Origin of the sequence: Microbacterium sp. CH-015 (assembly GCF_049707015.1) — a bacterium.
Classification (GTDB): Bacteria; Actinomycetota; Actinomycetes; order Actinomycetales; family Microbacteriaceae; genus Microbacterium; species Microbacterium aurum.
This window is the reverse complement of sequence record NZ_JBNAFJ010000001.1, coordinates 26,936-51,854: the sequence shown is the minus strand read 5'-3', so window position 1 is coordinate 51,854 and position 24,919 is coordinate 26,936. Positions and strand designations below refer to the sequence as shown.

Sequence of the window (24,919 nt, the reverse complement as noted above, 5' to 3'; positions counted from 1 at the left end):
TATCCGGGTTCCCCGATCCGAAGTGTAGCGACGATCGGCGGCCTGGCACAATACTGACCGGAACACGACGCCCGCGGCGCTGCCGCATGAGGAAGGAAGCCATGTCCACGCCCGACGCCCCGATCGTCCAACCGTCCGCTGATGTCGACGAGCGCGCGACGCTCGGCGCACGCACCCATGTCTGGCATCTCGCCCAGGTCCGTGAGGATGCGCGACTCGGCGCCGACTGCAACATCGGCCGCGGCGCCTACATCGGGCCCGGCGTGGTTCTGGGGGATGCCTGCAAGGTGCAGAACTACGCGCTGGTGTACGAGCCCGCAGTGCTCGGCGACGGCGTCTTCATCGGACCTGCCGCGGTGCTCACGAACGACGAGTACCCGCGAGCGGCGAACCCCGACGGCTCGCCGAAGGGCAGCGACGACTGGCACGCCGTGGCCGTGACCGTGGGGCGCGGCGCGTCCATCGGTGCCCGCGCGGTGTGCGTCGCTCCGGTGAGCGTCGGCGAGTGGGCGCTCGTCGCCGCCGGCGCGGTGGTCACGAAGGACGTCCCCGCCCACGCGCTGGTGGTGGGCGTGCCGGCCCGCCGCATCGGTTGGGTCGGGCGCACGGGGCATCCGCTCGCCGCGGACGGCGACCGCTGGGTCTGCCCCGACACCGGGGAGCACTATGCCCAGGACGGCGAGACGCTGAGCCTCGTCGCATGAGCGCCGGCGGCACGTCGACGCAGTCGTTCGTCGTGGTGGGTGCCGGGATCCTCGGCGCCGCCGTCGGCCGAGAGCTGACCCGGCGGTTCCCGTCGAGCAGTGTCACGGTTCTCGAGAAGGAGAACCGTGCGGCCGCGCACCAGACGGGCCACAACTCGGGCGTCGTCCACGCCGGCCTCTACTACGAGCCCGGCGGCCTCAAGGCCCGGCTGTGCCGCCGCGGCGTGTCGCTGCTGAAGGACTTCTGCGCCGAGAAGTCGCTCCCCTACGTCGAGTGCGGCAAGCTCGTCGTCGCCCTCGACGATGCGGAGGAGGCACGGCTGGAGCACATCCACGAGCGTGCGCAGGCCAACGGAGTGCCGGGCGTCCGTCTGACGGATGCGGCCGGCATCCGCGACATCGAGCCGCACGCCGTCGGGCAGGCGGCGCTCGTGTCCCCCACGACGGCGATCACCGACTACGCCGCCGTGACCCGCGCGCTCGTCGACGACATCACGGCTGCGGGCGGACGCGTCGAGTTCGGCCGCGAGGTGGCGGGTGTCGAGCGGGGCTCCGGGCGGGCGACGGTCCACACGGATGCCGGTCCGATGAGCGCCGATCACGTCTTCGTGTGCGCGGGGCTCCAGTCGGACCGCGTCGCGCGCCGCTCCGGCGGCGACCGGCATCCCAGCATCGTGCCGTTCTTCGGCCAGTACTTCCTGCTCGAGTCCGCGTACCGCGACATCCTGCAGGGGCTCGTGTACCCCGTGCCAGATCCGAGGTACCCCTTCCTCGGCGTGCACCTCACGAAGCGCCACGACGGCGAGATGACCGTGGGGCCCAATGCCTTCTTGTCGCTGTCACGCGAGGGATACCGCGGGTTGGGCCTCTCGCCCCGGGATCTTGCGGCGACACTGACCGACGGCGCGTTCTGGCGCTTCTCCGCCGCGAACGCGGCCAGCGCGGTGCGCGAAGCCCGGACGGTGCTCTCGCAGCGTTTCTTCCTGCAGGAGGCGCAGCGCTACGTGCCTGCCCTCGAGGGCGCCCGCGCGACGCGGCTCGTCCGTGGCATCCGCGCGCAGGCGATGGATGCCTCCGGGCGCCTGCTCGACGACTTCGCGATCGACGAGACGAGCTCCGCCACCCTGGTGCGCAACGCCCCGTCCCCCGGCGCGACGTCCTCGCTCGCGATCGCCGAGCATCTCGTCGAGACCCTCGACGCGCGGCGCTGACGCCTGCCCGCGGATGCTGGCCCCGTTCGTTCGCCACGACACGCGGGAACGGATGCCACATACGCGCACCAACCGGCGATCGCGGCCGCGGCGTCAGAGCTTCCGCAGGAGGACGGATCTCACGGTGTGGTCGGCGGCCTTGCCGAGCACGAGCGTCGCGCGGTGCTTGGTGGGTTCGACGTTCTCGCGGAGGTTCGGCAGGTTGATGTCGTTCCAGTAGCCGAGCGCGGTCTCGACCGCCTCCGCGTCGGAGAGCTCGGCGAACACGTTGAAGAACGAGCTCGGGTTCGAGAACGCGCCCTCGCGCAGCGCCAGGAACCGGTCCACGTACCACACGGCGATGTCGTCGGCGTCGGCGTCCACGAAGATCGAGAAGTCGAACAGGTCGCTCACCGCGACGTCGTTGGGCGTCGGAGGCGGCGACAGCACGTTGAGACCTTCGACGATCACGACGTCGGGGCGGCGGACCGTGACGTACGCGTCGGGCACGATGTCGTAGCGCACATGCGAGTAGAACGGGGCCCGCGCCTCGGCCGCCCCGGACTTCACGTCCGTCAGGAAACGCACGAGCGCGCGCCGGTCGTACGACTCGGGGAACCCCTTGCGGCTCATGATGCCGCGGCGCTCGAGCTCGGCGTTCGGGTACAGGAACCCGTCGGTCGTGACGAGCTCGACGCGCGGCGTGCCGGGCCAACGGCTCATGAGCTCGCGCAGCAGGCGTGCGATCGTGGATTTGCCGACCGCGACAGAACCGGCCACACCCACGACGAACGGGGTCGTCGTGTCGGGCTCACGCAGGAAGGCGGCCGTCTCCGCGCCGAGACGCTTCGTGTTCTCCGCGTACGTCGACAGCAGCCGGCTGAGGGGCAGGTAGACCTCGCGCACCTCGGTGAGGTCGAGCCGGTCCCCGATTCCGCGAAGCTGGACGACCTCGGTCTCGCTCAGCGGATTCCGGATGCCCGAGGCGAGGGCGGCCCACTCGGCGCGGTCGACCTCGCGGTACAGCGAGGCGACGTCGGTGGCCGGCTCGTTCGTGTGCTCCTCGGTGGACATCGCGCCCACTCTATCCGCCGCTAGCCTGATTCCCATGCGTCTGGGAGTCCTCGACATCGGATCGAACACCGTCCACCTGCTCGTCGCCGACGTCCACCCCGGCGGCAGGCCGCAGGCGGCGACCAGTCAGCGGACGATCCTGCGCCTCATGCGGTACGTCGAGCCCGACGGCTCGATCAGCGAGGTCGGCGTGCGAGCGCTCGTGGATGCCGTGGCGCAGGCGCGCGAGACGGCGAGGGCCGAGAACGTCGTCGAACTCCTCGCGACGGCAACGAGTGCCGTGCGCGAGGCGACGAACGGCCCCGAGGTGATCGCACGCATCGAGGCGGCGCTGGGTCAGGACCTGCAGGTGCTCGGCGGCGAATCGGAGGCACGCTTCACCTTCCTCGCGGTCCGTCGCTGGTTCGGGTGGGCGGCGGGGCAGATCCTGCTGTTCGACATCGGCGGCGGCTCGCTCGAACTCGCCGCGGGAGCGGATGAACTCCCCGACGTCGCTGCATCCGTACCGCTCGGGGCGGGCCGGACGACGATCGAGTTCCTGCCGACCGATCCGCCGGGCGAAGAGGCCGTGGAGCGTTTGCGCGAGCACGCCCGCGCCACGCTCGAACCGGTCGCGGAGATGATGATGGCTCAGCCCCGACCGAATCACGTCGTCGGGTCGTCGAAGGCGATCCGCTCGCTCGCGAAGCTCGCCGGCTATCCGGCCCCCGGCTGGTCGGACAGCGAACGCATGCTGCTCCCGCGCGGGTCGCTCGGGTCGTGGATCCCGCGCCTCGCGCGGATCCCCGCGGCCGCACGCCAGGAGCTTCCCGGGATCACGCCGGATCGAACGTTCCAGATCGTCGCAGCCGGAGTCGTGCTGCACACCGCGATGACGATGCTCCACGTCGACGAGCTCGAGGTGAGCCCGTGGGCGCTGCGTGAAGGCGTGCTGCTGCGGTACATCGAATCGCTCAGCTGGTCGGAGCCGACCTGACACGGAATCGTGCGCGATGCCGGGGTGGGCGGCGGCGCCCCGCCCACCCCGGCATCCGTATCCCCCAGTAGCGTGCCGCATACCCCCCAGCAAACGGCTCGCGCTCAGCGGCTTCCCACGGCGAGGGCCCCAATCCCTCATCAATGCGGCCTGCGGACACGCTTGCCGGCCCTCTGGCAGAGGGGCCCCCGATGCGTCTCGACGCGTCGGGGGCCCGACCGCGACGTGCGCTTCTCGTGTGACCGCAGCCCGCGCGGAAGGCCGCGCTCGGCTGCTGATGAGTCGAATCTACTGTGTCGCTTGTGGGCCCCTTCCGGGTTGCCCTGGAGGCGCGAGGAACTCACCCCCTGATTCACCCGGAAAATGAACACCGTCTCATAAAAGGCCGAGCCGCTGCGCCTCCACGAGCGCTGTCGCGCGGTCGTTCGCATTCAGCTTGCGGTAGAGCGAGCGCTGATGCGTCTTCACGGTGTTGACGGTGACGAACAGCGCCTCGGCGGTCTGCTCGCGCGTCATCCCCCGGGCGAGGGCCTTCAGCATGTCGAACTCGCGATCGGTCAGCGTGGGTCGCACCCGCAGCCCCTTCAGCCCGCTGTCCGTTGCGGCGGGCCGAGGCCAGCCTTCCAGACGCGTCGACGCCGCCTCGGTCAGCTCGGGCGCGAGCAGGGCCAGAGCCGCGGTCGCGTAGGGATCGAGATGCGGGGCCAGGCCACGAAGCCGTGCGAGGGCGAGCTCCTCGTCACCGTCGGCGCGCGCCGCCATGGCGAGACAGATCACCCGCAGGTTCTCCGCCTGACGCAGTCGTGCGGTTCCGGAGGCCAGCTCCTCGAGCTGTCGGACGGCGCGCGCGGTGCGGCCGCTGACAAGGCTCAGCGCGGCGACGAGCAGGCCCGTGTCCCACAGGTCCTTGTCCGCCCCTCGCAACGCCCGCCGAGCCCGCCGCGCATCCCCGTCGAGGAGAGCTTCGACGGCCCGAGCAGAACGCAGGACGCTCCCGGGAAGGCCCGGACCGCCGCTTCCGACAAGGTTCGCGCGATCGAACCAGTCGATCACCCCCAGCATGCGACGGTGGTCGCCCGCGATGAAGGCCAGCCGGAAGACACCCAGCAGGTAGAACGGCCACATCTCGCCGACCGCCGTCGCGTCGACGGCGGCGATCGCGTCGAATGCCTGTTCGGCTTCGTCCGCGGGCCGCAGCAGCGAGCGCAGCAGAACGGTCTCCGCGTCGATCTCCTGCTCGACCCAGCTGTCGGTGCGTCCGTCCGCGCGCAGCCCGCGCTCGAGCCTCTCCGCGACACTGCGATCTCCGCAGAGCGCGTGGATGAGCGCGTGGCGTACAAGGGCGTGTCGGCCCAGAAAGTCCAGTGACTTCGGCACGGGGCACAGTTCCGCTTTCGCGTAGAGATCCATCGCCTCACCGAGGTCTCCGGCGAGCGACGCGGTGAAGCCTGCTTGGAAGAGCGCGAATGCGCGCAGACCGCGCGTCGGATCGACGCCGCGAGGGACCGGATCGGTGACGAGTCCGATGCCGCGAACGCGCGCCCACGCCTCCGGCGCGTGTCCGTGCATCCGCGTGGCGATCGCCTGAGCCAGGACGTGCAGATCTCGCTCGAGGCCCGTCGAGTCCTCCGGCGACAGCGGCTCCGCCACGATCCCGGATGCCACGAAGACCGGAGCGAACAGCGCCACCGCCCCCGTACGCCCCGCGCGAGAACGCGACGCCTCGGCCACCACAAGCTGGAACTCGTCCGGACGCATGCCGAACCAGACCTCGAGCGGGTACGCGTCGACCAGCTCGGCGACCCGTTCGTGCGCACCCCGCGTGATCGCCTCGCGCACGAGCGAGACGACCTCTATCTCCCCGAGCATCTCCCTACCCCCGCCTTCAGGCTAGCGGAGCACCACGGCGTCGGGCGGGAGCGGAGTCAACCCCGGACGACCTCGGCGAGTTCCCCGGCGATGCGCTCGGCCTCGTCCTGCGTCGTCGCCTCGACCATCACGCGGATCATCGGTTCCGTGCCGGACGGTCGCAGCAGCACGCGACCACCGAGGCCGAGCGCCGCGCTCGCGCGTGCCACGGCATCCTGCACGTCGGCGTCCTCCGCGCGAGCGCGCTCGACGCCGCGGACGTTGACCAGCACCTGCGGGAAGACCGTCATGACAGATGCCAGCTCGGCAAGCGATTTGCCGGTGCGCGCCATCTCGGCGCACAGGTGGAGCCCCGTGAGCACGCCGTCGCCGGTCGTGGCGAACCTGCTCATGATGACGTGGCCGCTCTGCTCACCGCCGAGCGAGAACCCGCCTTCGTTCATGCGCTCGAGGACGTATCGGTCGCCGACGGCGGTCGTCTCGACGCGGATGCCGTGCTCTGCCATCGCACGGTGCAGACCGAGGTTGCTCATGACGGTCGCGACGAGCGTGTCTTCGCGGAGCACTCCGCGCTGCTTCATAGAGACGGCGAGGATCGCCATGATCTGGTCGCCGTCGATCACGTTTCCGTCGGCGTCGACCGCAAGACACCGGTCGGCGTCGCCATCGTGCGCGATGCCGATGTCGGCGCCCACGCGCACGACTTCCGCCGCGAGACCCCGCAGGTGCGTCGAGCCGACGCCCTCGTTGATGTTGATGCCGTCGGGGTCGGCCCCGATGACCGTGACCTTCGCCCCGGCGTTCCGGAACGTCTCGGGCGAGACGCCGGATGCCGCGCCGTGCGCGCAGTCGACGACGACGTGGAGGCCGTCGAGGCGGTGCGGCAGGGAGGCGAGCAGATGGATGACGTAGCGATCCTCGGCATCCGCGAACCGGATGACACGACCCACGGCCCCGCCCGTGGGCTGGAGCTTGGGGCCCGACATGGCCTCTTCGATGCGCTGCTCGACGACGTCGGGGAGCTTCACTCCACCGCGCGCGAAGATCTTGATGCCGTTGTCCGGTGCCGGGTTGTGCGACGCCGAGATCATGACGCCGAAGTCGGCGTCGATGTCGCCGATGAGGAAGGCCGTGGCCGGCGTCGGGAGCGTGCCCGCATCGAGCACATCGACGCCGGACGAGGCCAGCCCCGCCTCGACCGCGGCGGACAGGAAATGCCCCGAGATGCGGGGGTCGCGTCCGATGACCGCGGTGAGCCGCTTGCCGGCCGCCCTGCGCGCTTCGGCGATACGCCCCTGGCCCAGGACGACGGCAGTCGCCTGGGCCAGGGTGAGCGCCAGATCAGCGGTGAGGGGGCCGTTCGCGAGGCCCCGCACACCGTCCGTTCCGAACAGCGCCATGAAGCTTTAGCGCTTCGAGTACTGCGGAGCCTTGCGGGCCTTCTTGAGACCGGCCTTCTTGCGCTCCTTGACGCGAGCGTCGCGCGAGAGGAAGCCGGCCTTCTTCAGGGTCGGGCGGTTGTTCTCGGCGTCGATCTCGTTGAGCGCACGCGCGATGCCCAGGCGCAGGGCACCGGCCTGGCCCGAGGGGCCGCCGCCGGAGATGCGGGCGATGACGTCGTAGGCGCCGGCGAGGTCGAGCACCGTGAACGGGTCGTTGATCAGCTGCTGGTGCAGCTTGTTCGGGAAGTAGTCCTCGAGCGTGCGGCCGTTCACCGTGATGGTGCCGGAGCCGGGGACCAGGCGCACGCGGGCGATGGCCTGCTTGCGGCGGCCGACGGCGGCACCGGGAACCGACAGCACCGGGCGGAGCGCGGCAGCGGCGGGGGCGGCAGCGCTCTCGGTGGTGTAGCTCTCGGGGGTCTGGTCGATGGAGTCAGCGATCTGAGCCATGAGTTGTCCTTATATCTCTCGGCGCGCTTACTGGGCGACCTGGCCGAAGGTGTACGGGGTGGGCTGCTGGGCCGCGTGCGGGTGCTCGGCACCGGCGTAGACCTTCAGCTTCGACAGCTGCTGGCGACCCAGGCTGTTCTTGGGGAGCATGCCGCGGACGGCCTTCTCCACGGCGCGGACCGGGTTCTTCTCGAGAAGCTCGGCGTAGCTGGTGGCCGTGAGGCCGCCCGGGTAGCCGGAGTGGCGGTACGCCATCTTCTTCTGGAGCTTCTGACCGGTCAGGGCGACCTTCTCGGCGTTGACGATGACGACGAAGTCGCCGGTGTCGATGTGGTTCGCGAAGGTGGGCTTGTGCTTGCCGCGGAGGATCGCGGCGGCGTGCGAGGCGAGACGTCCGAGGACGACGTCGGTCGCGTCGATGACGACCCACTCACGGGTCACTTCACCGGCCTTGGGGGTGTAGGTGCGCGTCACAGTAGTGCTGCTTTCTGATCGAACGGAGAGGTTCGTGAATCCCACTCCGGGGTGGTTCCTGCGGAACACGCCAGTGGAGGGCTCACGTTCGGTGTCGGCACGTCCGGCCCGAGCGAATCGAGGAGCGGACGCACCAAAGGGATAGTCTACGTCATCCGGATGCCGCGGCCAAACTCACCGGGACCGGCGCCCGCAACCCGCAACCGGCAGCCCGGCGCCCTCGCCAGGCACCAACGGAAAGCCGGAGGGCCGAAGCCGGCAGAAAGCGTGCTTCAGCCCTCCGGAGGTGTTCGCACGCGGGGGGGTCGGCGAACACCGAGCCGGTTGTGCGGGGGACACATCCGGGGGTCGTGGTGCTGCGCGTCGGAGTTCGGGCTCCGGTGCAGCATGTCGCGGTTGAACCGCGGCCTGAAGGAATGCTACCGGTTCGTGGGGGCGATTCCGACCACCTTTTCCCGGGCGTTTCCCGACCCGCTTCCGCCCACCGGCATCCCGCGCCCTCACACCAGCAGAAGTGCGATGCCCGCCGCGTTGAAGAGGACGTGTGCGACGACGCCTGCCGCGATGCGACCGGTGGCCGCGGTGAGCACACCCGCGCCGACACCGACCAGGAGCGGGGCGAGCACGGCGCCGAGCGGAACAGCTCCCCCGTAGGGAACGGCGTGAAGCCCGACGAATGCGATCGTCGTGACGCCGATCGCGACCGCGGCCGCGGCGCGGCTCGGCAGCAGCGGCCGCGCGGGGCGCGTGAGCAGCGCCTGGAGGGCGCGCTGCACGGCGCCGCGGAAGAACAGCTCCTCGACGATCGGCGCGAAGAGCACGACGGCGACGATCGAGACGGCGAGCTGATCGGCATCCGTGTCGCCGAACGGGGACAGCAGGCTCCCCCGGGTCGGGGTGACGATCTCGACGACGGCGCGCGCGACGAGCGCGACGAGAACGCCGAGCACGAGGTCGATGAGGGTGACACGGATGCCGAGGGCGCGCGCGACGGCGGGGCCCGCTGCTCGTGCGGCTACGAGCGCTCCGGCGACGAGGGGTGCGAGCACCACGACCGCGTCGAGCGCGGTCGCCGCCCAGGCCGGCAGGGCGGCGAACCCCGGGAGCACGCCGGGCCAGGCCACAACGAGGGCGACAGCGTAGGCGATGGCCGCGATGGCCAGCGCGAGGCGGGGACGGCGAAACGACGACGACCCCGGACCGGAGTCCGGGGTCGTCGTCGTGAGGTCGTTCAGTGTGGTGCGGTGGTTCAGCGCTGCTGAGCGCGGCGGCGAGCCGTCGCGGCGACGACCGCGAGGCCACCGAGGCCGAGCGCGCCGGCACCGATCCAGAGCGCGACCGCGGGGATCTCGCCACCGGTCGAGGGCAGCGTGGAGCCAGCGCCGCCAGTGCCGCCACCCGTGCCGCCGCCGGTCGACGCTGCGGTCACGGTGAGGGTGATGCTGTCGTTCACGTCGCCGTCGGTGACGGTGACGGTGTACGTGCCGGTGGCCGACGCCGTGAAGTTGGCGGTGGCGACGCCGTTGACGATCGGCTTGGTGACCGAACCGGCGGCCGCAGCCTTGACGAGCGACGAGAGCGTTGCGCCCGTCGTGGGCGTCACCGTGAAGGTCGCCTCGTCGGTCACGGGGTCCTGGAACGTGGCGGTCAGCGTGACGCTGGCGCCTGCGGTGGCCGAGGTCGACGGAGCGGTCAGTTCGACCGGGTCGTTGCCCGGGTTGTACTCGTCGGCACTTGCCGCGGTAGCACCAGCGAACAGCAGCGCCCCCGCGACGAAGGCCGCCGCCCAACCCTCGGGTCCGCCAGCACGAATGAGAAACGGGATCGCGATGAAGGAAGCTGCGCTTCCAATGAGAGGTAGCAGGAAGAACCCTCAGCTGGCCGCCGGCAAGACGCTCGTCACGCAGCTGATGGACGACAACGACCTCGACGCGATCATCTACCCCTCGACGAACGCGTACGGGACGATCGGCACCAATATGCGTCTGAGCCCCAACACGGGGATGCCGGCCGTCACCCTGCCGATGGGTACGACGGGCGCGGGTCAGGGCGGTGCGGCGGTCGGGGTGAACCTCGAATGGCTCGGCCGTGACTTCTCGGAGGGCGTGTTCCTCGGGCTCGCGTACGACTCCGAGCAGGCGACGCACTACCGCACCACACCGACGCTGTACCCCGCGCTCGGCTGAGCTTCGCGCGAGCCGCGGCCCCGGCATCCTGTCTCGACGACGGATGCCGCGGCCGTTCGGTGTCGCGGGTGGGGTTGGGGCGGGGCGGGGGCGCGGTGGGGCGCCGGTAGGCTCGGCCGTATGCGTCTGTCTGTCATCGGCTGCGGGTATCTGGGGGCTGTCCACGCGGCGGCTATGGCGTCCATCGGACACGAGGTCGTCGGCATCGACGTCGACGCGCGCAAGATCGAGGCCCTCTCCAAGGGGGAGGCACCGTTCTTCGAGCCGGGGCTGCCTGAGATCCTCGCCGAGGGCATCGCGTCGGGGCGGCTGACCTTCACGACCGACATGTCCGCGGCATCCGGAGCCAAGGTGCACTTCATCGGCGTCGGCACCCCGCAGCAGAAGGACGGCTACGCCGCCGACCTCACCTACGTGAACGCTGCGGTCGACGCTCTCCTGCCCTACCTGTCGCCGGGCGACATCGTCGCCGGCAAGTCGACTGTGCCGGTCGGCACCGCCGCCGAGCTCGCGCCGCGGATCGAGGCGGCAGGGGCGACGCTCGTGTGGAACCCGGAGTTCCTGCGCGAGGGGTTTGCGGTGCAGGACACCATCGACCCGGACCGGCTGGTGGTCGGGGTCGCGGGGGGTGTGGGCGTTTCGTCTCGCTTCGCTCGCTCAACGACCGGAGAGGGGGACGCGGGCGGTGGGGGCGTTTCGTCTCGCTCGTCCCTCGCTCGCGGGGCGACCGGGGAGGTGGACGCGGCATCCGTTCTTCGTGAGGTGTACGCACCGGCCGTCGCGAAGGGCACGCCGTTCATCGTCACCGACCTCGCGACGGCGGAGCTCGTGAAGGTCGCGGCCAACGCGTTTCTCGCGACCAAGATCAGCTTCATCAATGCGATGGCCGAGATCGCCGAGGTCACCGGCGCCGACGTCACCCAGCTCGCCGACGCGATCGGGCACGACGTGCGGATCGGACGCCGCTTCCTGGGTGCGGGCATCGGGTTCGGCGGCGGATGCCTGCCCAAAGACATCCGCGCCTTCAGCGCCCGTGCCGAGGAACTCGGTCGCGGCGAATCGGTCGCGTTCCTGCGCGAAGTCGACGAGATCAACCTGCGCCGTCGCGATCGAGCCGTGCAGCTCGTCGTCGATGCCCTCGGCGGACAGGTGTTCCAGAAGAAGGTCACTGTGCTCGGCGCCGCGTTCAAGCCCTACTCCGACGACATCCGCGACTCCCCCGCGCTCGACGTCGCCGTCCGTCTGCACGGGCTCGGCGCGCAGGTCACCGTCACCGACCCCGAAGCCATCGACAACGCCCGCCGCGCGCACCCGCAACTGACCTACGTCGCCGATCGCGACGAAGCGATCCGCGACGCCGACGCGCTCGTACTCGTCACCGAGTGGGACGAATACCGCCGCGAACTCGCACCCTCCCACGCGTCCACGCTCACCGCCGGCCGTGTGATCGTCGACGGCCGCAACGGCCTCGACCCCGCCGCCTGGCGCGCCGAGGGGTGGACCTATCTGGGGATGGGGCGGCCGTAGCGGGTGGTGTGCCTCAGCGGCACGAGTTGACGCCCGATCCGGCCCGGAGCGTGTCCGGCGACGGCAATATGCTTCACCCAAACGATGCCGTCCGAGGGGAGGCGACGCAATGGGACGCATACGCAGGTGGCTGCGCATCCACCGCAAAGGGGCGCGCGTCTTCTGCACCACCGCTGCGGTCATTCCTCTTACACTCCTCGCCATCGGGTTCGCGGCACGGGTCGCCGCGGACAACCCTCCGCGGTTAGCGCCCGGCGTCGCAGTCGCGACACCGCTGCCATCCGCCACGGCGACTGTGCACTCCGTCATCGAGGTGGACGCGCCATCGAGTTGGATCGTCGTACTGGCCGTGATCATCCTCATCGCCGCGATCGGCCGCGTCGCAATCACCGACAAGAGGCTCGGCGCGGGCGACGTGTCGGTCGTGACCGAGCGCCGAGACCGGGAGTCTGCGCTCAAGAACGAGCTCGCGCAACTCTCCGACCCCGACGCGCAGCGCCGCAAGGACGCCGAGCTGCACGCGCTGCTGCAGCGCCGTGTGGGCGTCGCGACGAGCGCCGCCACCGAACGCGTGGCCCAGATCATCAGCACGCGCGACCCTTCGGCATCCAAGGCCTCCCGACTCTGGCACGGCCTCCGATCAGCCAGTGACCACGACCCCGCCGCGCAGGGCGCCATCATGCTTCTGGCGCGCGCCGTCGTCGCCCCGGCATCCGTGTTCACCCGGGTGAGCGAACGGCGAAGCCTCCAAGACGAGCATGCCGCGGTGACGCTGACGCGCACGGTCGACGGGACGGAGCCCATGAAGGATCTGGTGCTCGTCCCCGTGCTGCACGTGCCCAAGGGCAGTCTCGTCGGCTCGATGACCGTCACGATCGACGACAAGCCCGGCCGCACGCTGCCGATGAACATCGGACGGGGTGTCGTCCTCCGCGCCCTGGACCACCTCGCCGACGCCGCTGTTGCCGACGGCCTCGCCTCGCGAAGCGACATGGACGAATGCGTGAGGGCAGCAGCACCGCTGATCGTCGCCGACCTGCCCTCCGTCGAGGCCGAGCGGGTGGCGGTACTCAGCGCGCTGAAGGCGGCGACGCGACATCCCCGGACGCGTCGATCCCTTCCTCGGCATCGAACCCTTCTCACGTGGATTCGCTCACTCATCGACATCGCGATGGCCGCTGACGTGGTGATCGCGGTCGTCGAGGATGGATGCGCCGCAACGCACAAGATCTCGGTGGCCTACGACGAACCATACGGAAAGGCCATCTCGTGGGCTCGCCGCTTCGTGGGTATCGGGCGATCGGACTTCAGCGTCGACCTGCGCCGCGCCGCCGAAGCCGACACCTACCACCTCGACATCCGCACCGAATCGTCTACCTACTTCGAAGAAGCAGCGGTCGTCTTCGCCGGCGACGAAGGCGACACCCCGAGCGACACCGAACTCGTCCACGTCGCGCCGTTGCGGGGAGATGCGCACGCCCACGTCCACATCCGCTCTTTCGGCGACTGGGTCCGCCGACACGACGGAGGCGCCTCGGTCGCGGAGACGCCGAAACTGAACATCCGCATGCGGGAGCGTCCCCCCGGGCTCATCGGAGCGACGTTCGCCCTGTCACTCTGGATTTTTCTCCTCACCTGGACGATCGCCTACTTCCATCCCGTCCTCTTCCCGGCCGTCTCGGGTGCACAGTCGGCCTGGACCACGCTCGTCCTCGCCGCTCCGGCGCTTCTCACCGGCTGGCTCCTGTCACGCCTCAACGCCGAGGCCATGCGCTTCATGTCGGCATCCGCGTTCGCGCTCATCGTATGGCTGTCGATCGACGTCGCCGCCGTGGTCACGATCAGCGCCCTCACGCTCAGCGGCGCCGCGTTGGCGCCTTGGACACTGATCGACGGGATCGTGGTGCTGCAGCATCCGGAATGGGCGATACTGCTGTTCCTCACCCTGACGCACCTGTGCGCGAGTGCCCTACTGTTCGCAGGCAGAGGACTGCGTTACGCTAGGACCATCAAGGAAGGGTTGCCCCAGTGACTACTCCGTCTCAGGCTCGTCGCAAGCAACGCACCCGAAGAACCACCCCTGCATCCGGGACCATTGCGGAGCAGTTTCCCTCGTACACCCCACTCGGATCCGATGGACTCCTCTACGTGGCGACGGTCCCCACCAGCGTTCGGGATGCCGATGAGTTGTCGGCACACTTGATGAAAGTCACTTCGGCGCACTGACTGAAGGTCCCTTCTTCACCTGTGGATAACTTCCACGAGTGTCGGAGCTCTGTTCTACAGTCGAAGGTATGGACAACACCCGGCTCGACGGCATCGCGGCGGCGCTCGACGCGCTGGCTGCCGCCGGTGGTGGGCGCTCTCCTGAGGTGCTGACGCCGGCCGAGCTCGTCGCCGTGAACAACGCGTTCGGAGCGCTCAAACGGCAGGTCGACGCCGCCTTCACGCCCGTGGCCGCCGAGATCGCGCGGCAGTCCCGTGTCGAACTCGGCAAGGACTCGCTCGCGAAGAAGCAGGGCTTCCGCTCGCCGGTCGCCCTCATCCAGGCGACGACCGGGTCGACGGTCGGCGAGGCGATGAAGCTCGTCCAGGTCGGCGAGGCCACGGCGCCGCGGATGTCGCTGACCGGCGAGAGCCTGCCGGCGAAGCATCCGCACGTCGCCGACGGTGTGACCTCGGGCGGGCTGGGGGTGACCGCGGCATCCGCCATCGTGTCGCTCCTCGACCGGGTCGCGCCGCGCACCGCACTCGCCGACCGCGACGAGGCCGAGCGCAAGCTCGTCGCCCTCGCGCCCGGACTGCGTGCCGATGAGCTGGCGCGGCTGATCGCGCGCACCGAAGCGTTCCTCGATCCCGACGGCGTCGAGCCGCGGCACGAGGAGGCGCGCGCCGAGCGCCATCTCGACATCATCGAGCGCGACGGCCGCCTGCGGTTCTCGGGCGAGGTCGACGTGGAATCGGGTGCTCCGATCAAGGCGGCGATCGAGGGGATCGTGAGCCAGACGCTCCGGCGCAACCACGACGCCGACGATGCGACGCGCGACCAGCGCTCGATCAAGCAGATGCGGGCCGACGCGCTCGTGGCGATCTGCCGGCACGCGATCGGGTGCGAAGAGCTGCCCACCGGGCCGACGACGACCGTCATCGTGCAGATGACGCTCGACCAGCTGCGCACCGAGATCGGGGCGGTCACGATCGACGGCATCGACCAGCCGATTCCGGCCGGTGCGGTGCGGCGGCTCGCGTGCGATCTGCAGGTGATCCCGGCGGTGCTCGGCAGCGACAGCGCGGTGCTCGACTGGGGGCGTGACAAGCGGGGATTCACCCGGGCGCAGAAACTCGCCATCGCCCTGCGCGACCAGGGCTGCGCCTGCTGCGGGGCGCCCCCGTCGTGGACCGAAGTGCACCACATCCGCTGGTGGAAACGACACGGAGGCCGAACCGACCTTTCCAACGGAGTGCTCCTGTGCGTCGCGTGTCACCATCGCCTGCACGACGACGGCTGGGAGATCGAGGTCGACGGAGTCGGGATCGACGCCCGCGTCTGGTTCATCCCGCCACCCTGGATAGACCGGGATCGCACGCCACGTCCCGGCGCACGCCAACGCTGCAGCATCGCCGCCTGATCGCGAGGGCGGGGGCGGATGCCGGGGTGTGCGCGGGCGCGTGGATGCTGGGGCGTGGATGCTGGGGCGGATGCTGAGGTGCGGGCGATGGGCGGATGCCGGGTCGTCGGGGCGACATAGCGCGCGGGTGCGCGGAGGCGCGCGGATGCTGAGGCGCGGGCGGAGGCGACGGCGTGCGGGCGCGCGGAGGCGCCGTCCAGGCGCGGGTGACACAATGCCCGGCATGGCGCGATCGGCACCTGCACGCTCACGGCGCCCGCCGTCTCGGACGCGCGGCAGCGCGGCGGCGCGACGCACGGCATCCGCTCGACGTGCGGCGGCCGCCCGGCGCGCGCGGGCACGGCGCAGAGCGTGGCGTCGCACGGCGATCATCGCGCTGCCGACGATCGCACTCGCGCTGGTCATCGCCGGGGTGATCGCGATCTTCGCCGGGTTCGTCCCGGGCGGCCCGTGGTCGCCGGAGGGCGACGCCCCGGCATCCGCCGAGTACACCCAGGAGCAGCGCGACAACGCCGCCATCATCGTGAGCGCCGGCCGGGATCTCGGCCTCTCCGCGCGCGACCAGACCATCGCCGTCATGACCGCGATGGGCGAATCGTCGCTCCGCAACCTCGACTACGGCGACTGGGAGACGAGCGGCGTCACCAACCCCGACGGCACCCGCACCACCTCGATCGGGCTCTTCCAGCAGCAGGACGGCTGGGGCACCCGCGACGAGCGCCTCGACCCGTACACCGCCGCTGTCCTCTTCTACCGCGCGATGGTCGCACGCGTTCCCGACCGCGACGGCCTCGAACCCACCGAGGTCGCGCATCGCACGCAGATCAACCGCGATCCCGACCACTACGCCCCGTACTGGCCGCGCGCGGTCGCCCTGATCGCGGCGCTGGACGCCGACCGCAGCGACGCCGACCGCGACGGGTGACGTCCACGGCGCACCATTCGGGTGGGCGCCCGCGGCGAGATGACGGGGTGCCCGTCGGCGACGGCGGCTACCGTGAAGGCATGTCCACGCTCGACCCCTCGACCTCGCTGCAGCGCACGTACCGCTACCTGCGCATCGGCATCGCGGGCATGGTCGTCGTCATCTTCGCGTCGGTGGGGGTGGCGGCGGCATCCGTCGGCTGGCTCACCTCGCTCAGCGACTACTACTACACGTCGGCGCGCACGCCCTTCGTCGGCGCACTCATCGCCGTCGGCTTCGCCCTGCTCGCTCTGTCTGGCCGCGGCCTCGAGCGCGGATTGCTCGACGCGGCCGCGCTGTTCGCCCCACTGATCGCCCTCATCCCCACGACCCTCGCGCCCGGAACCATCGCGGACATCGACCTGCCGTGCCGTTTCCGCTGCTTCCCGCCGGCGTTCGAAGCGGATGCCGCGAACGGCATCGCCACCTACCTCATCACCGGCACGGTCGTCGTCATCGTCGCGGCGCTGCTCGTGATCCTGCGCCAGGTGCCGGTCGCCTCCTTCGCCATCAGCGGCGGGGTCGCCATCGGCGTGCTCGCCGCCGTCGGACTTTCCTGGGCGTTCGCCCGCGACTGGGTGCTCGCGCAGGGCCACTTCGTCGCGACCATCGCGTTCTTCGCACTGTTCGCCCTCGTCGCCGTGCTCGCCGCGTTCCCGCGCCGCAGCGACCCGCCCGCCCGCGTGTTCCGCGCGCTCTACATCGCCATCGCGGTGCTGCTCGTCGCCGTGCTCGCCGCGTACATCGCGTTCCTGCCCCAGGCCGACACCCTCGGCATCCCCCTCGTGCTCGTCGCCGAGGCCGCCGCGCTCGTGCTGTTCAGCGCGTTCTGGATCGTGCAGGGCATCGAGAAGTGGTCGGAGCCCAACCCTTCGCTGCGATGAGAGCGCCGCTCAGCGCACGACAGCGGTGACCGTCGCGAGCCGCGCCAGCACTTCTTGGCTGATCGAGCCGAGCAGGAACCGTGCCAGCGCCCCGCGCCCGTGGGTGCCGACGACGGCGAGCCGGGCCTCCTGCGCCCGCGCATTGATCACGTGCGACGGATACCCGCGCTCCACGATCCGCTCCACCTCGAGGTCGGGATAATCCGACGCGAGACCCGCCACGGCGAGCGCGAGCACCTCCTCCGTCGCGGCCTGCATGTTGCTGAGGTACAGCTCCGGGTACACCGCCAGGCCGTTGCGCGGCGCCTCCACCGGCGTCCACACGCTGACGGCGATGAGCTTCTCGCCCAGCCGGTCGGCTTCGGCGGCGGCGAACCGCAGCGCATGCTCCGACACCGGCGAGCCGTCGAGCCCCACCACGACCCCCGACCGGCCGGCGATCGCGAAATCGGGGACGACCACGACGGGGCACTTCGCACCGGCCGCCAGACGGATGCCGTGGGCGCCCCGCGCCGGGCCGTCCCCCGGACCCCGGTAGTCGCTGCCGATCACCAGCAGCGCCGCCTGCTCGGAGGCGTCGATCAGCCGGGCGACGGGGTTCCCGGCATCCACCCGCGTCGACACGTCGATGCCGCGCTGCCGCGCCCGGTCGGCGTGCCCGTCGAGCAGCTGCTGCGCTGCCGCCCGCGCCTCTTCGACGACGGCGTGCTCCCCCACCGTGCCGATCGCGCCGCCCACCACGGCCCACAACTCCAGCCGCTGCCCGCTCGCCGCGGCCCGCTCGATCGCCCAGTCCACGGCCCGAGTGGCCACCGGCGCACCGGTCACGCCGACGATGATCGTGCTGTTCATGAGTCCCATCCCTTCGTCGGGAGTTCCTGTCCTCTCACGCTACGCCGGCCGCCCGCGCGCGGCGAGCGCACGGGCCGTGTCAAACCCGGGGGGGGAGCGCCGAGGCCGTCCACTTGTCCATCGTGAGATCCGACCAGTAGTCTACCGTCGCGGCGACCGCACCCGCGGTGAGGGAGCGCTGCGTGGAGCCCGTCGACAGGTCGTTCGGCACCGGGGTCGGCGGGGTCGTCGCCGTCGCGGTGGCATCGGGCGATGCGGTCGGGTCCGTCCAGGGCGGCGCCCCGCAGCCGGTGAGGCCAATCGCCAATGCCGCGATCACGCCCACGATCGCCACCCGCTTGCCCATATCCGCCCCTCCCGGCCTGTGCCGGTCAGTCTATGTCGTGACCGCGACGGTGACGGTGGCGGGGCCGGAGCCGAGATTTGAGTCAGCATTGAGTCAGCGCTGAGCCGGCGCAGAGTTTACGGCATAGGCGACCCCGACCGTTCTGGCACAATCGAGCTATCCATCACATGAGCGGGAGATCGGGTATGAGCGATCACGCGTCGGCGCACACCGCCGTCGTCATCGACGACGACCCCGACGTGCGGGACCTCCTCGTCCAGGTGCTCTCCAGCGCCGGCTTCTCGGTGATCGCGGCGGAGAACGGCTACGAGGGCGTCGAGGCGGTCTTCGCCCACAACCCGGACATCACGACCCTCGATGTCAACATGCCCGGCATCGACGGCTACGAGACGGCGCGCCGCATCCGTGAGCGCAGCGACACCTACATCCTGTTGATCACGGCACTGACCGACGAGGCGGACGCCATCCTCGGGTTCAGCGTCGGCGCCGACGACGTCGTCACCAAGCCGTTCCGGGCGCGCGAGTTGCGCGCCCGCGTCCTCGCGGCGCAGAAGCGGCGACGCTCGGCTCCCACCGATTCGCCGGCCCCCGCACCGGTGGCTGCGCCCGGCGTGCTGCTGGGCGCCAACGGCCTGGAGGTGCATCGCGGCACGCACGCCGTCAGTGTGAACGGCGCACCGATCACACTGACGCGCACCGAGTTCGAGTTGCTCGCGACGCTCCTCGAAGCGGCACCCGAGGTCCGCAGCAAGGCTGACCTCGTGGGCGCTCTTCGCGACGGCCCCGGAGGACCGGGGCGCGTGTCGGATGCGGACGAGCGCGCGATCGAGACGCACATGACGAATCTGCGCCGCAAGCTCGGCGACAGCGCCGCCGAGCCTCGCTACATCGAAACCCTGCGCGCGGTCGGCTACCGGGCACTCGTGCCTGGCAGCACCGCCGCGCGATGAGCCCCGCATCCGTCCGCACGCGATCGATCTGGCGGTGGCAGCTGATCCTCGCCGCGGCGACGGTCACGGTGACGGCGACGATCGCCGTGCTCGACCCGCCGCGACTGACCTCGATCACGTTCCTCGGCGGCGTCGTGGCCATCGCCGCCGTGACCATGGGCGCACTGCTCGTGCCATGGGACCACGTTCCGCGCCACGCAGTGGCCGCGCTCCCCCTGGCGGCGATCGTCGCGATCGGGATGATGTCCTCGGGAGATCAGACGCGAACCTGGTTGCTGTGGGTGTTCCCGATCGCCTGGATCGCAACCTACTATCGGCTGCCGATGCTCGCCACGGCACTCGGATTGATCGGCCTGTTCCTGGCAGTGGACGCTTTCGTCGGGGCAATGCAGCCGACGCTGGTGCAGCGCGCGGTGATCGTGATGCTGTGCCTCGGCTTCATGGGAGTGACCATCAATGTGGGCGCTCGACGCGCCCGCGCGTTCCGTCACCTGCTGCGACGACAGTTCGCCCAGCTCGATCGCACCCGCCGCCGGGCTGAACAGCACGCCCGCCGCACCGCGATCCTGACGGACTCTCTCGACATCGGCATCGCGCGCATCGACGCAGACGGCACGCTGCTGGATGCGAACCGGGCCTTCCTGGACCTGTTCGGTTCGGCATCCCTTACCGAGTTCTCCGGCACCGGCGCCGTCGAGTACCGCGACTACCGTGGCGAACCCGTCGCCCTCGCCGACACCTTCCTCGCCCGCGCGGCCGCCGGTGAGCACTGCAGCGATCGTCGGGTGTGGATGTTCGATGCACGAGGCGCCTGGCGCGCGCTCAACGTGACCATGCGCCCGATCGCCGCCGATGTCGTCGATCGCCCCTCGAACATCGTGATCATCCACGACGTCAGCGACACGGTCGCCGCCGAGCGTGAGCGTGAGAGTGTCAGCACCGTCGTCTCGCACGAGCTGCGCAACCCGCTGACGGCGATCCTCGGTCACACCGATCTGCTGCTGGAGCGCGAAGACCTGCCGACGGGTGTGCAGCGGCAGCTCGCCGTCATCGACCACGCCGGCCGGCGCATGGAACGGCTGGTGACCTCGGTGCTCGAGGGAGTGAGCCTCACCAACGAGCCCTTCACCGTGGTGGACGTGGCCGCGGTGGTCGAAGCCTCACTGGTCGCGTTCGGACCGACCGCGGTCGCGGGGCAGATCCTGCTCAGCCACGACCTCCGCGACCTCCGCCCCGTGTGGGGAGATGCCTTCCGGTTGCGCCAGGCGATCGACAACATCGTCGGCAACGCCATCAAGTACACCCATCGCGGCGGCGTCGTGCACGTCTCGGCCGCCCACACCTCGTCACGGACGAGCGTCGTGGTCGCGGACACCGGTATCGGCATGGCACCGCTGGACCGGGATCGGATGCACGAGCACGGCTACCGCAGCGAGGCAGCCCACGCGTCGGGGATCGCCGGTGCGGGGATCGGGATGGCGATCGTCAGTGAAATCGTGGAGCAGCATTCCGGCGGATTGGAGGTGGAAAGTGCGCCCGGACGCGGCACACGCGTCACGATCACCCTGCAGCGACCGCAACCGGCTACCGTCGAAGGGATGCCGACATGATTCCCGCCGGGCTGGGCGCCGCGCTCGTCGCCCTCTCGACGCTGACCACCCTGCTCTATATCGGGCTGGGGTTCTTGCCGCGCCCGAGCCCGTCCGCCGCGATCTGGTCGCTGGCATTCTGCGGATCCATGGTGAGCTCGTACCTCTGGGCCGCCGCCGACGTCTCCGATTCCGCCGTGCTTCGGGCGACCGCATCCGGGTTCATGGTCGCCATGGTCGGCGTGGTGTGGATCGGACTGTGCGCGCGTCGCGGTGCGCCGGGGTGGCGCTGGTGGCCCGTGATCGCCTTCGCGCTCGGCGCTCCCCCTCTGCTCGCCGCGCTCGCCGAGACGAGCGTGTTCCTCACGGCGGTTCGCGCCGTCTTCCTCGCGGCCGGAGTGTTCTCCGCGCTCACGATCGCCGAACTCGTTCGACTCGGACCATTGCTGCGTGACGAGATCCTGCCTCTGGCGTTGATGTCAGCGCTGTTCGTCCTGTTCGCGGCACTCGGGCTGGCGCACGAGGTCGTGCGTCTGACGACGGGTCAGGATGCCGGCCAGGTGCTGTCGACGACACGGAACCTCACCATGCTGGGGTCGCTGTTGTTCCTGGTGACGGCGGTGGTGACGCTGCTGCTGCTCACGCGCCGCGACACGCCGGCGCCCGGCACTCTCGAGGGCTCGTCCTTCCAGACCGTTGCCCGCGACCGGCTGGCGCGCGCCGAGGCGCTGGGCGACCGATGGTGGTCCGTTCTGGTCGTGCGATTGGATGACCCCGAGTCGCTCCGCGACGCCTCGAGCACCAGTGCCTTCGAGCACATGGCCGAGCAGTTCACGGCGGCCGTGCGCCAGGCACTACCGGCGGAGAGCGACATCGAGCAGCGTGGCGCGACCGAGCTGGTCGTTCTGCTGCCGCGTCCGGTCGGCGCCGTGCGCCAGATCCTCGCGAACCTTCTGGAGCAGGTGGCCGAGTCGGGAGCCGACGGCCCCTTGGCCGTGCGCCTGTCGGCGAGCGTCGGCTGGGCGCAGGTCGAAGTCGCCGGGTACGACCTCGACACCCTGGTCCGGGTCGCCGGCGACGCCGCTGCCGAGGCCGAGGCCGCCGGCGGCGACCAGTGGCACCGAGCGACCGCCGCGACCGTCTGACCAGGCGCGGATCAGGCCGACGCGGTCGCGGCGCGCGGCGCCGCGGTCACGAGGATCGGCAGGTGGTCGCTGCGCCCCTGCGGCAGCGTCGTGATGGCGTCGATGTCGAAGCCGACGCTCGTGGCGAAGTCGTAGTGGCCCTTGAAGAACTTGTAACGCGTGTAGGTGCGGGCATCGCTGAGCGTCAGCTCGTAGCCGGCCTCGCGGACCTTCTGTCCCAGGTTCTCCTTGAACACCGGATAGTTGTAGTCGCCGACCATGAGGATCGGCAGCTTGTCGCCCAGCGTCGACAGCTCACCGAGCGCCGCCTCGATCTGCTTGCGCCGCAGAGAGTTGAGCGCCGTCAGCGGCGCCGCGTGGAAGCTCGCCACGATCACCTCGCGGCCGCGATCGATGTCACGCAGCCGCACCGCCAGCATCCGCTCCTCCGCCGGCTTGAGGACCATGTCGTGCAGCGACTTCTTCAGCGCGAGCGAGCGCACCTCGAGCGCTTCGTACGTGTTGCGCCGGTGGTAGACGGCCAGTCCCAGCCGGTTGCGGGCCGTCGCTTCGGCCAGCTGCAGCCCGGAGATCGCGGCGGGCAGGTCTCCGGTCACGGCCTCCTGCAGGCACAGCACGTCGGCGCCGGTGGACTCCACGAGGTCCTCGAGCTCACCCGCCGCCTTGTGCTTGTTGAGGTTGTACGAGATCAGCTTCATCGTGCGATCAGCCTAGGCTCCGGTGCTTTGAATCCGCTCGAGCTTCGCGGCGGGTGCCGCCGCGCGGCATCCGCTCAGTCCTCGTCGAGCCGGCGCACGGCCCGCGTCTGCTCGGCGCGGCTCTCCAGGAGCTCATCCGCGGGATACCCCACCTCCGTCAGGGTCAGTCCGCGCGCGGCGAGGACCTTCACGTCCGGCGTGCGCGCGCCCTTGTCGCGGATGTCGGCGACGTCCTCGACGTCGAGCTTTCCCTCCCCCACCGCCGCGCACGCGCCCACCAGCGCGCGCACCATGCTGTGGCAGAACGCGTCGGCCTTCACCTGGGCGATGAGGATGCCGCGGTCATCGCGCCGCCACCCGAAATCCAGCAGGGTGCGGATGGTCGTCGCGCCCTCGCGCCACTTGCAGTAGGCCGCGAAGTCGTGGAGGCCGATGAGCGAGCGCGCCGCGGCATCCATCGCCTGCTCGTCCAGTCGCGCGTTCACGGTCGTGGTCCGGTGGCGCTCGAGCGGGTCGTAGCCGGCCACGCGGTCGGCGATGCGGTACTCGTAGCGCCGCCAGACCGCCGAGAACCGCGCGTCGAACCCGGGTGCCGCGATGGCGGTGCGGTGCACCGCGATGTCGGGATACTGGCCGAGCACGCCGTTGAGCCGGGCGGCGAGCGCCTCGGGCGTGCCCGCGCGGCTGGCCGCGAGCCGCCGCTGCTGCGCCTCGGTGAGATCGAGGTGCGCGACCTGGCCGGAGGCGTGTACCCCGGCATCCGTCCGCCCCGCGACGACGAGTTGCGCCTCCCCGCCGAGGATCCGGGAGATCGCGGCCTCCAGGGTGCCCTGCACCGTCCGCAGTTCAGGCTGACGCGCCCACCCGCGGAAACCGGTGCCGTCATAGGCGAGATCCAGGCGCAGCCGCACGCACCCAGCGTAGCGTCGCGCTCTCCCGCCGGGCGTCAGGCGAGACTGCCCACCGGTCCGGGTTCCCGGGCCCCGGGCGTCAGGCCGACAGCGCGGCGTCGACCTCGGCGCGCGTGGGCGGGTTCGCCCCGGAGCGCGACACCGTGATCCCCGCCGTGACGGCGGCCCGCTGCAGCGCCGATCGGAACAGTGCGGGATCGTCGAACACGGCCGCGTCGTCGAGCGCGCTGGAGATGAGACTCGCCATGTAGGCGTCACCGGCGCCGATCGTGTCGGCCACCGACACCGCCAGCGCGGAAACCTCGGCGACACCACCGGGCCCGAGCCCGATCGCCCCGGCGCCGCCGCGCGTCATGACCACCACGCGCGGCCCGTACGCCGCGATCTGCTCGAGCACCTCGGTGTCGCCGAGACCCGGATACAGCCACGCCGCGTCCTCGTCGCTGAGCTTGACGAGGTCGGCGGATGCCGCGGCATCCGCGAACCGGTCTCGCGCCCCCGCGCGCTCGCCGACGAGCGCCGGGCGGATGTTCGGATCGAGGGTGACGAGCGCGCGACCGGCGGCAGCCCGGAGGGTGTCGCGCACGGCGGCGCCGCCGGGCTCGAGGAACAGCGCGATCGAGCCGGTGTGCACCGCCCTCACCCCGTCGAGCGGGGGCACGGGCACGGCCCAGTCGATCGCGAAGTCGTACTCCGCCGAGCCGTCGGCGCGCAGGCGCGCGCGGGCGGTGGAGGTCGCGGCATCCGTCCACGACGCGTCGTCGATCGCCGCCCCCGACGCCCGCACCTGGGCGGCGATGCGCTCACCGCGCGCGTCGCGGCCCAAGCGTGTCAGCAGCCGGACGTCGTGCCCTTGACGGGCGAGCCCGACCGCGACGTTGGCGGGGCTGCCGCCCACCAGCTCCTGGTCGCCGTCGGGGCGGACGACGATGTCGATCAGGGCCTCACCGATCACGAGCGCAGTGTCCATGAGGTCAGTCTGCCGCACGCCGACGGGGAGACCACTCCCAGGTGCGATACGTACACTGGAACCCCGACGCGCACCGCTCGCGATGCCCC

24 protein-coding genes are annotated in these 24,919 nt (G+C 70.8%); 12 read left to right on the top strand and 12 right to left on the bottom strand.

From position 1 onward, the window contains the following. Window positions 1-101 precede the first annotated feature (101 nt). A complete protein-coding gene (locus ACPYN4_RS00300; RefSeq protein WP_287269157.1) occupies window positions 102-704 on the top strand; it encodes an acyltransferase in 603 nt (200 codons plus the stop codon). Beyond that, entirely contained in the window at window positions 701-1,915 is a 1,215-nt protein-coding gene (gene lhgO / locus ACPYN4_RS00295; protein ID WP_287269154.1) for an L-2-hydroxyglutarate oxidase, read from the top strand. Before ACPYN4_RS00300 ends, lhgO begins: the two co-directional genes overlap by 4 nt. A gap of 93 nt (window positions 1,916-2,008) precedes the next feature. Here lhgO and coaA read toward each other — a convergent pair whose 3' ends face one another. Further along, on the bottom strand, window positions 2,009-2,968 hold the full coding sequence (gene coaA / locus ACPYN4_RS00290; protein WP_239279907.1) for a type I pantothenate kinase: 960 nt from the start codon (window positions 2,966-2,968) through the stop codon (window positions 2,009-2,011). 34 nt (window positions 2,969-3,002) lie between these two features. Between coaA and ACPYN4_RS00285 the strand changes: the two genes are divergently transcribed. After that, window positions 3,003-3,944, top strand: coding sequence for a Ppx/GppA phosphatase family protein (locus ACPYN4_RS00285; protein ID WP_239279909.1), 942 nt, complete (start codon window positions 3,003-3,005; stop codon window positions 3,942-3,944). 375 nt (window positions 3,945-4,319) lie between these two features. Here ACPYN4_RS00285 and ACPYN4_RS00280 read toward each other — a convergent pair whose 3' ends face one another. From ACPYN4_RS00280 to ACPYN4_RS00255, 6 genes are all read right to left on the bottom strand, one after another. Then, window positions 4,320-5,813, bottom strand: coding sequence for a helix-turn-helix transcriptional regulator (locus tag ACPYN4_RS00280; protein WP_239279911.1), 1,494 nt, complete (start codon window positions 5,811-5,813; stop codon window positions 4,320-4,322). Between the two features lie 56 nt (window positions 5,814-5,869). Then, window positions 5,870-7,213 (bottom strand): phosphoglucosamine mutase, encoded by a 1,344-nt coding sequence (gene glmM, locus ACPYN4_RS00275; protein ID WP_424445332.1) that lies wholly within the window; start codon window positions 7,211-7,213, stop codon window positions 5,870-5,872. Between the two features lie 6 nt (window positions 7,214-7,219). Continuing rightward, on the bottom strand, window positions 7,220-7,705 hold the full coding sequence (gene rpsI / locus ACPYN4_RS00270; RefSeq protein WP_239279915.1) for a 30S ribosomal protein S9: 486 nt from the start codon (window positions 7,703-7,705) through the stop codon (window positions 7,220-7,222). Window positions 7,706-7,732: 27 nt separating this feature from the next. Continuing rightward, complete coding sequence (rplM, locus tag ACPYN4_RS00265; RefSeq protein WP_076691601.1) at window positions 7,733-8,179, bottom strand: 50S ribosomal protein L13; 447 nt, start codon at window positions 8,177-8,179, stop codon at window positions 7,733-7,735. A 500-nt stretch (window positions 8,180-8,679) separates the two neighbouring features. Continuing rightward, the gene (locus tag ACPYN4_RS00260; RefSeq protein WP_315549278.1) at window positions 8,680-9,303 is read right to left on the bottom strand and encodes a CPBP family intramembrane glutamic endopeptidase; all 624 of its coding nucleotides are present in this window, start codon (window positions 9,301-9,303) and stop codon (window positions 8,680-8,682) included. A 125-nt stretch (window positions 9,304-9,428) separates the two neighbouring features. Continuing rightward, window positions 9,429-9,806, bottom strand: coding sequence for an LPXTG cell wall anchor domain-containing protein (locus tag ACPYN4_RS00255; protein ID WP_424445331.1), 378 nt, complete (start codon window positions 9,804-9,806; stop codon window positions 9,429-9,431). 223 nt (window positions 9,807-10,029) lie between these two features. Between ACPYN4_RS00255 and ACPYN4_RS00250 the strand changes: the two genes are divergently transcribed. The 6 genes from ACPYN4_RS00250 to ACPYN4_RS00225 all read left to right on the top strand — a co-directional run bounded on the left by ACPYN4_RS00250 (window position 10,030) and on the right by ACPYN4_RS00225 (window position 17,369). Then, window positions 10,030-10,365: a hypothetical protein gene (locus ACPYN4_RS00250; RefSeq protein WP_424445330.1), complete on the top strand. Its 336-nt coding sequence runs from the start codon at window positions 10,030-10,032 to the stop codon at window positions 10,363-10,365. Between the two features lie 120 nt (window positions 10,366-10,485). Beyond that, a complete protein-coding gene (locus tag ACPYN4_RS00245) occupies window positions 10,486-11,892 on the top strand; it encodes a UDP-glucose dehydrogenase family protein (protein WP_424445329.1) in 1,407 nt (468 codons plus the stop codon). Window positions 11,893-12,001: 109 nt separating this feature from the next. Beyond that, window positions 12,002-13,924 (top strand): hypothetical protein, encoded by a 1,923-nt coding sequence (locus ACPYN4_RS00240; RefSeq protein WP_424445328.1) that lies wholly within the window; start codon window positions 12,002-12,004, stop codon window positions 13,922-13,924. A gap of 262 nt (window positions 13,925-14,186) precedes the next feature. After that, window positions 14,187-15,521, top strand: coding sequence for an HNH endonuclease (locus ACPYN4_RS00235; protein ID WP_287271354.1), 1,335 nt, complete (start codon window positions 14,187-14,189; stop codon window positions 15,519-15,521). A gap of 223 nt (window positions 15,522-15,744) precedes the next feature. Continuing rightward, on the top strand, window positions 15,745-16,446 hold the full coding sequence (locus ACPYN4_RS00230) for a peptidase M23 (RefSeq protein WP_287271352.1): 702 nt from the start codon (window positions 15,745-15,747) through the stop codon (window positions 16,444-16,446). 80 nt (window positions 16,447-16,526) lie between these two features. Continuing rightward, a complete protein-coding gene (locus ACPYN4_RS00225) occupies window positions 16,527-17,369 on the top strand; it encodes a hypothetical protein (RefSeq protein WP_287271351.1) in 843 nt (280 codons plus the stop codon). A gap of 9 nt (window positions 17,370-17,378) precedes the next feature. Here the strand turns inward: ACPYN4_RS00225 and ACPYN4_RS00220 are convergent, their stop codons facing one another. Continuing rightward, window positions 17,379-18,221, bottom strand: coding sequence for a universal stress protein (locus tag ACPYN4_RS00220; protein WP_281653654.1), 843 nt, complete (start codon window positions 18,219-18,221; stop codon window positions 17,379-17,381). A 79-nt stretch (window positions 18,222-18,300) separates the two neighbouring features. Then, window positions 18,301-18,567: a hypothetical protein gene (locus ACPYN4_RS00215; protein WP_281653653.1), complete on the bottom strand. Its 267-nt coding sequence runs from the start codon at window positions 18,565-18,567 to the stop codon at window positions 18,301-18,303. Window positions 18,568-18,752: 185 nt separating this feature from the next. On the opposite strand from ACPYN4_RS00215, the gene ACPYN4_RS00210 reads away from it, so the two are divergent. From ACPYN4_RS00210 to ACPYN4_RS00200, 3 genes are read left to right on the top strand one after another with little or no spacing between them, the layout of a single operon-like run. After that, window positions 18,753-19,517 carry a response regulator transcription factor gene (locus ACPYN4_RS00210; protein ID WP_239282388.1) on the top strand — a complete coding sequence of 255 codons (765 nt, stop codon included), beginning with the start codon at window positions 18,753-18,755 and terminating at the stop codon, window positions 19,515-19,517. Continuing rightward, a complete protein-coding gene (locus ACPYN4_RS00205; protein WP_424445327.1) occupies window positions 19,514-21,127 on the top strand; it encodes a sensor histidine kinase in 1,614 nt (537 codons plus the stop codon). Before ACPYN4_RS00210 ends, ACPYN4_RS00205 begins: the two co-directional genes overlap by 4 nt. Further along, window positions 21,124-22,251: a hypothetical protein gene (locus ACPYN4_RS00200; protein WP_424445326.1), complete on the top strand. Its 1,128-nt coding sequence runs from the start codon at window positions 21,124-21,126 to the stop codon at window positions 22,249-22,251. The genes ACPYN4_RS00205 and ACPYN4_RS00200 overlap by 4 nt, the downstream gene beginning before the upstream one ends. A gap of 11 nt (window positions 22,252-22,262) precedes the next feature. Here the strand turns inward: ACPYN4_RS00200 and ACPYN4_RS00195 are convergent, their stop codons facing one another. The 3 genes from ACPYN4_RS00195 to ACPYN4_RS00185 all read right to left on the bottom strand — a co-directional run bounded on the left by ACPYN4_RS00195 (window position 22,263) and on the right by ACPYN4_RS00185 (window position 24,830). Then, on the bottom strand, window positions 22,263-22,949 hold the full coding sequence (locus tag ACPYN4_RS00195) for an endonuclease/exonuclease/phosphatase family protein (protein WP_424445325.1): 687 nt from the start codon (window positions 22,947-22,949) through the stop codon (window positions 22,263-22,265). 74 nt (window positions 22,950-23,023) lie between these two features. Beyond that, window positions 23,024-23,860, bottom strand: coding sequence for a tRNA pseudouridine(38-40) synthase TruA (gene truA, locus ACPYN4_RS00190; protein ID WP_424445324.1), 837 nt, complete (start codon window positions 23,858-23,860; stop codon window positions 23,024-23,026). A 79-nt stretch (window positions 23,861-23,939) separates the two neighbouring features. Then, complete coding sequence (locus tag ACPYN4_RS00185; RefSeq protein ID WP_424445323.1) at window positions 23,940-24,830, bottom strand: carbohydrate kinase family protein; 891 nt, start codon at window positions 24,828-24,830, stop codon at window positions 23,940-23,942. Window positions 24,831-24,919: the final 89 nt, after the last annotated feature.

Coding starts and splice junctions, on each gene's coding strand:
- ACPYN4_RS00280 (WP_239279911.1), bottom strand. CDS start 5,813: ATGCTCGGGGAGATAGAGGTCGTCTCGCTCGTGCGCGAGGCGATCACG.
- glmM (WP_424445332.1), bottom strand. CDS start 7,213: ATGGCGCTGTTCGGAACGGACGGTGTGCGGGGCCTCGCGAACGGCCCC.
- rpsI (WP_239279915.1), bottom strand. CDS start 7,705: ATGGCTCAGATCGCTGACTCCATCGACCAGACCCCCGAGAGCTACACC.
- ACPYN4_RS00300 (WP_287269157.1), top strand. CDS start 102: ATGTCCACGCCCGACGCCCCGATCGTCCAACCGTCCGCTGATGTCGAC.
- ACPYN4_RS00220 (WP_281653654.1), bottom strand. CDS start 18,221: ATGAACAGCACGATCATCGTCGGCGTGACCGGTGCGCCGGTGGCCACT.
- ACPYN4_RS00205 (WP_424445327.1), top strand. CDS start 19,514: ATGAGCCCCGCATCCGTCCGCACGCGATCGATCTGGCGGTGGCAGCTG.
- coaA (WP_239279907.1), bottom strand. CDS start 2,968: ATGTCCACCGAGGAGCACACGAACGAGCCGGCCACCGACGTCGCCTCG.
- ACPYN4_RS00200 (WP_424445326.1), top strand. CDS start 21,124: ATGATTCCCGCCGGGCTGGGCGCCGCGCTCGTCGCCCTCTCGACGCTG.
- ACPYN4_RS00215 (WP_281653653.1), bottom strand. CDS start 18,567: ATGGGCAAGCGGGTGGCGATCGTGGGCGTGATCGCGGCATTGGCGATT.
- ACPYN4_RS00235 (WP_287271354.1), top strand. CDS start 14,187: ATGGACAACACCCGGCTCGACGGCATCGCGGCGGCGCTCGACGCGCTG.
- ACPYN4_RS00225 (WP_287271351.1), top strand. CDS start 16,527: ATGTCCACGCTCGACCCCTCGACCTCGCTGCAGCGCACGTACCGCTAC.
- ACPYN4_RS00185 (WP_424445323.1), bottom strand. CDS start 24,830: ATGGACACTGCGCTCGTGATCGGTGAGGCCCTGATCGACATCGTCGTC.
- ACPYN4_RS00250 (WP_424445330.1), top strand. CDS start 10,030: ATGAGAGGTAGCAGGAAGAACCCTCAGCTGGCCGCCGGCAAGACGCTC.
- lhgO (WP_287269154.1), top strand. CDS start 701: ATGAGCGCCGGCGGCACGTCGACGCAGTCGTTCGTCGTGGTGGGTGCC.
- ACPYN4_RS00195 (WP_424445325.1), bottom strand. CDS start 22,949: ATGAAGCTGATCTCGTACAACCTCAACAAGCACAAGGCGGCGGGTGAG.
- ACPYN4_RS00245 (WP_424445329.1), top strand. CDS start 10,486: ATGCGTCTGTCTGTCATCGGCTGCGGGTATCTGGGGGCTGTCCACGCG.
- ACPYN4_RS00230 (WP_287271352.1), top strand. CDS start 15,745: ATGGCGCGATCGGCACCTGCACGCTCACGGCGCCCGCCGTCTCGGACG.
- ACPYN4_RS00285 (WP_239279909.1), top strand. CDS start 3,003: ATGCGTCTGGGAGTCCTCGACATCGGATCGAACACCGTCCACCTGCTC.
- ACPYN4_RS00240 (WP_424445328.1), top strand. CDS start 12,002: ATGGGACGCATACGCAGGTGGCTGCGCATCCACCGCAAAGGGGCGCGC.
- ACPYN4_RS00210 (WP_239282388.1), top strand. CDS start 18,753: ATGAGCGATCACGCGTCGGCGCACACCGCCGTCGTCATCGACGACGAC.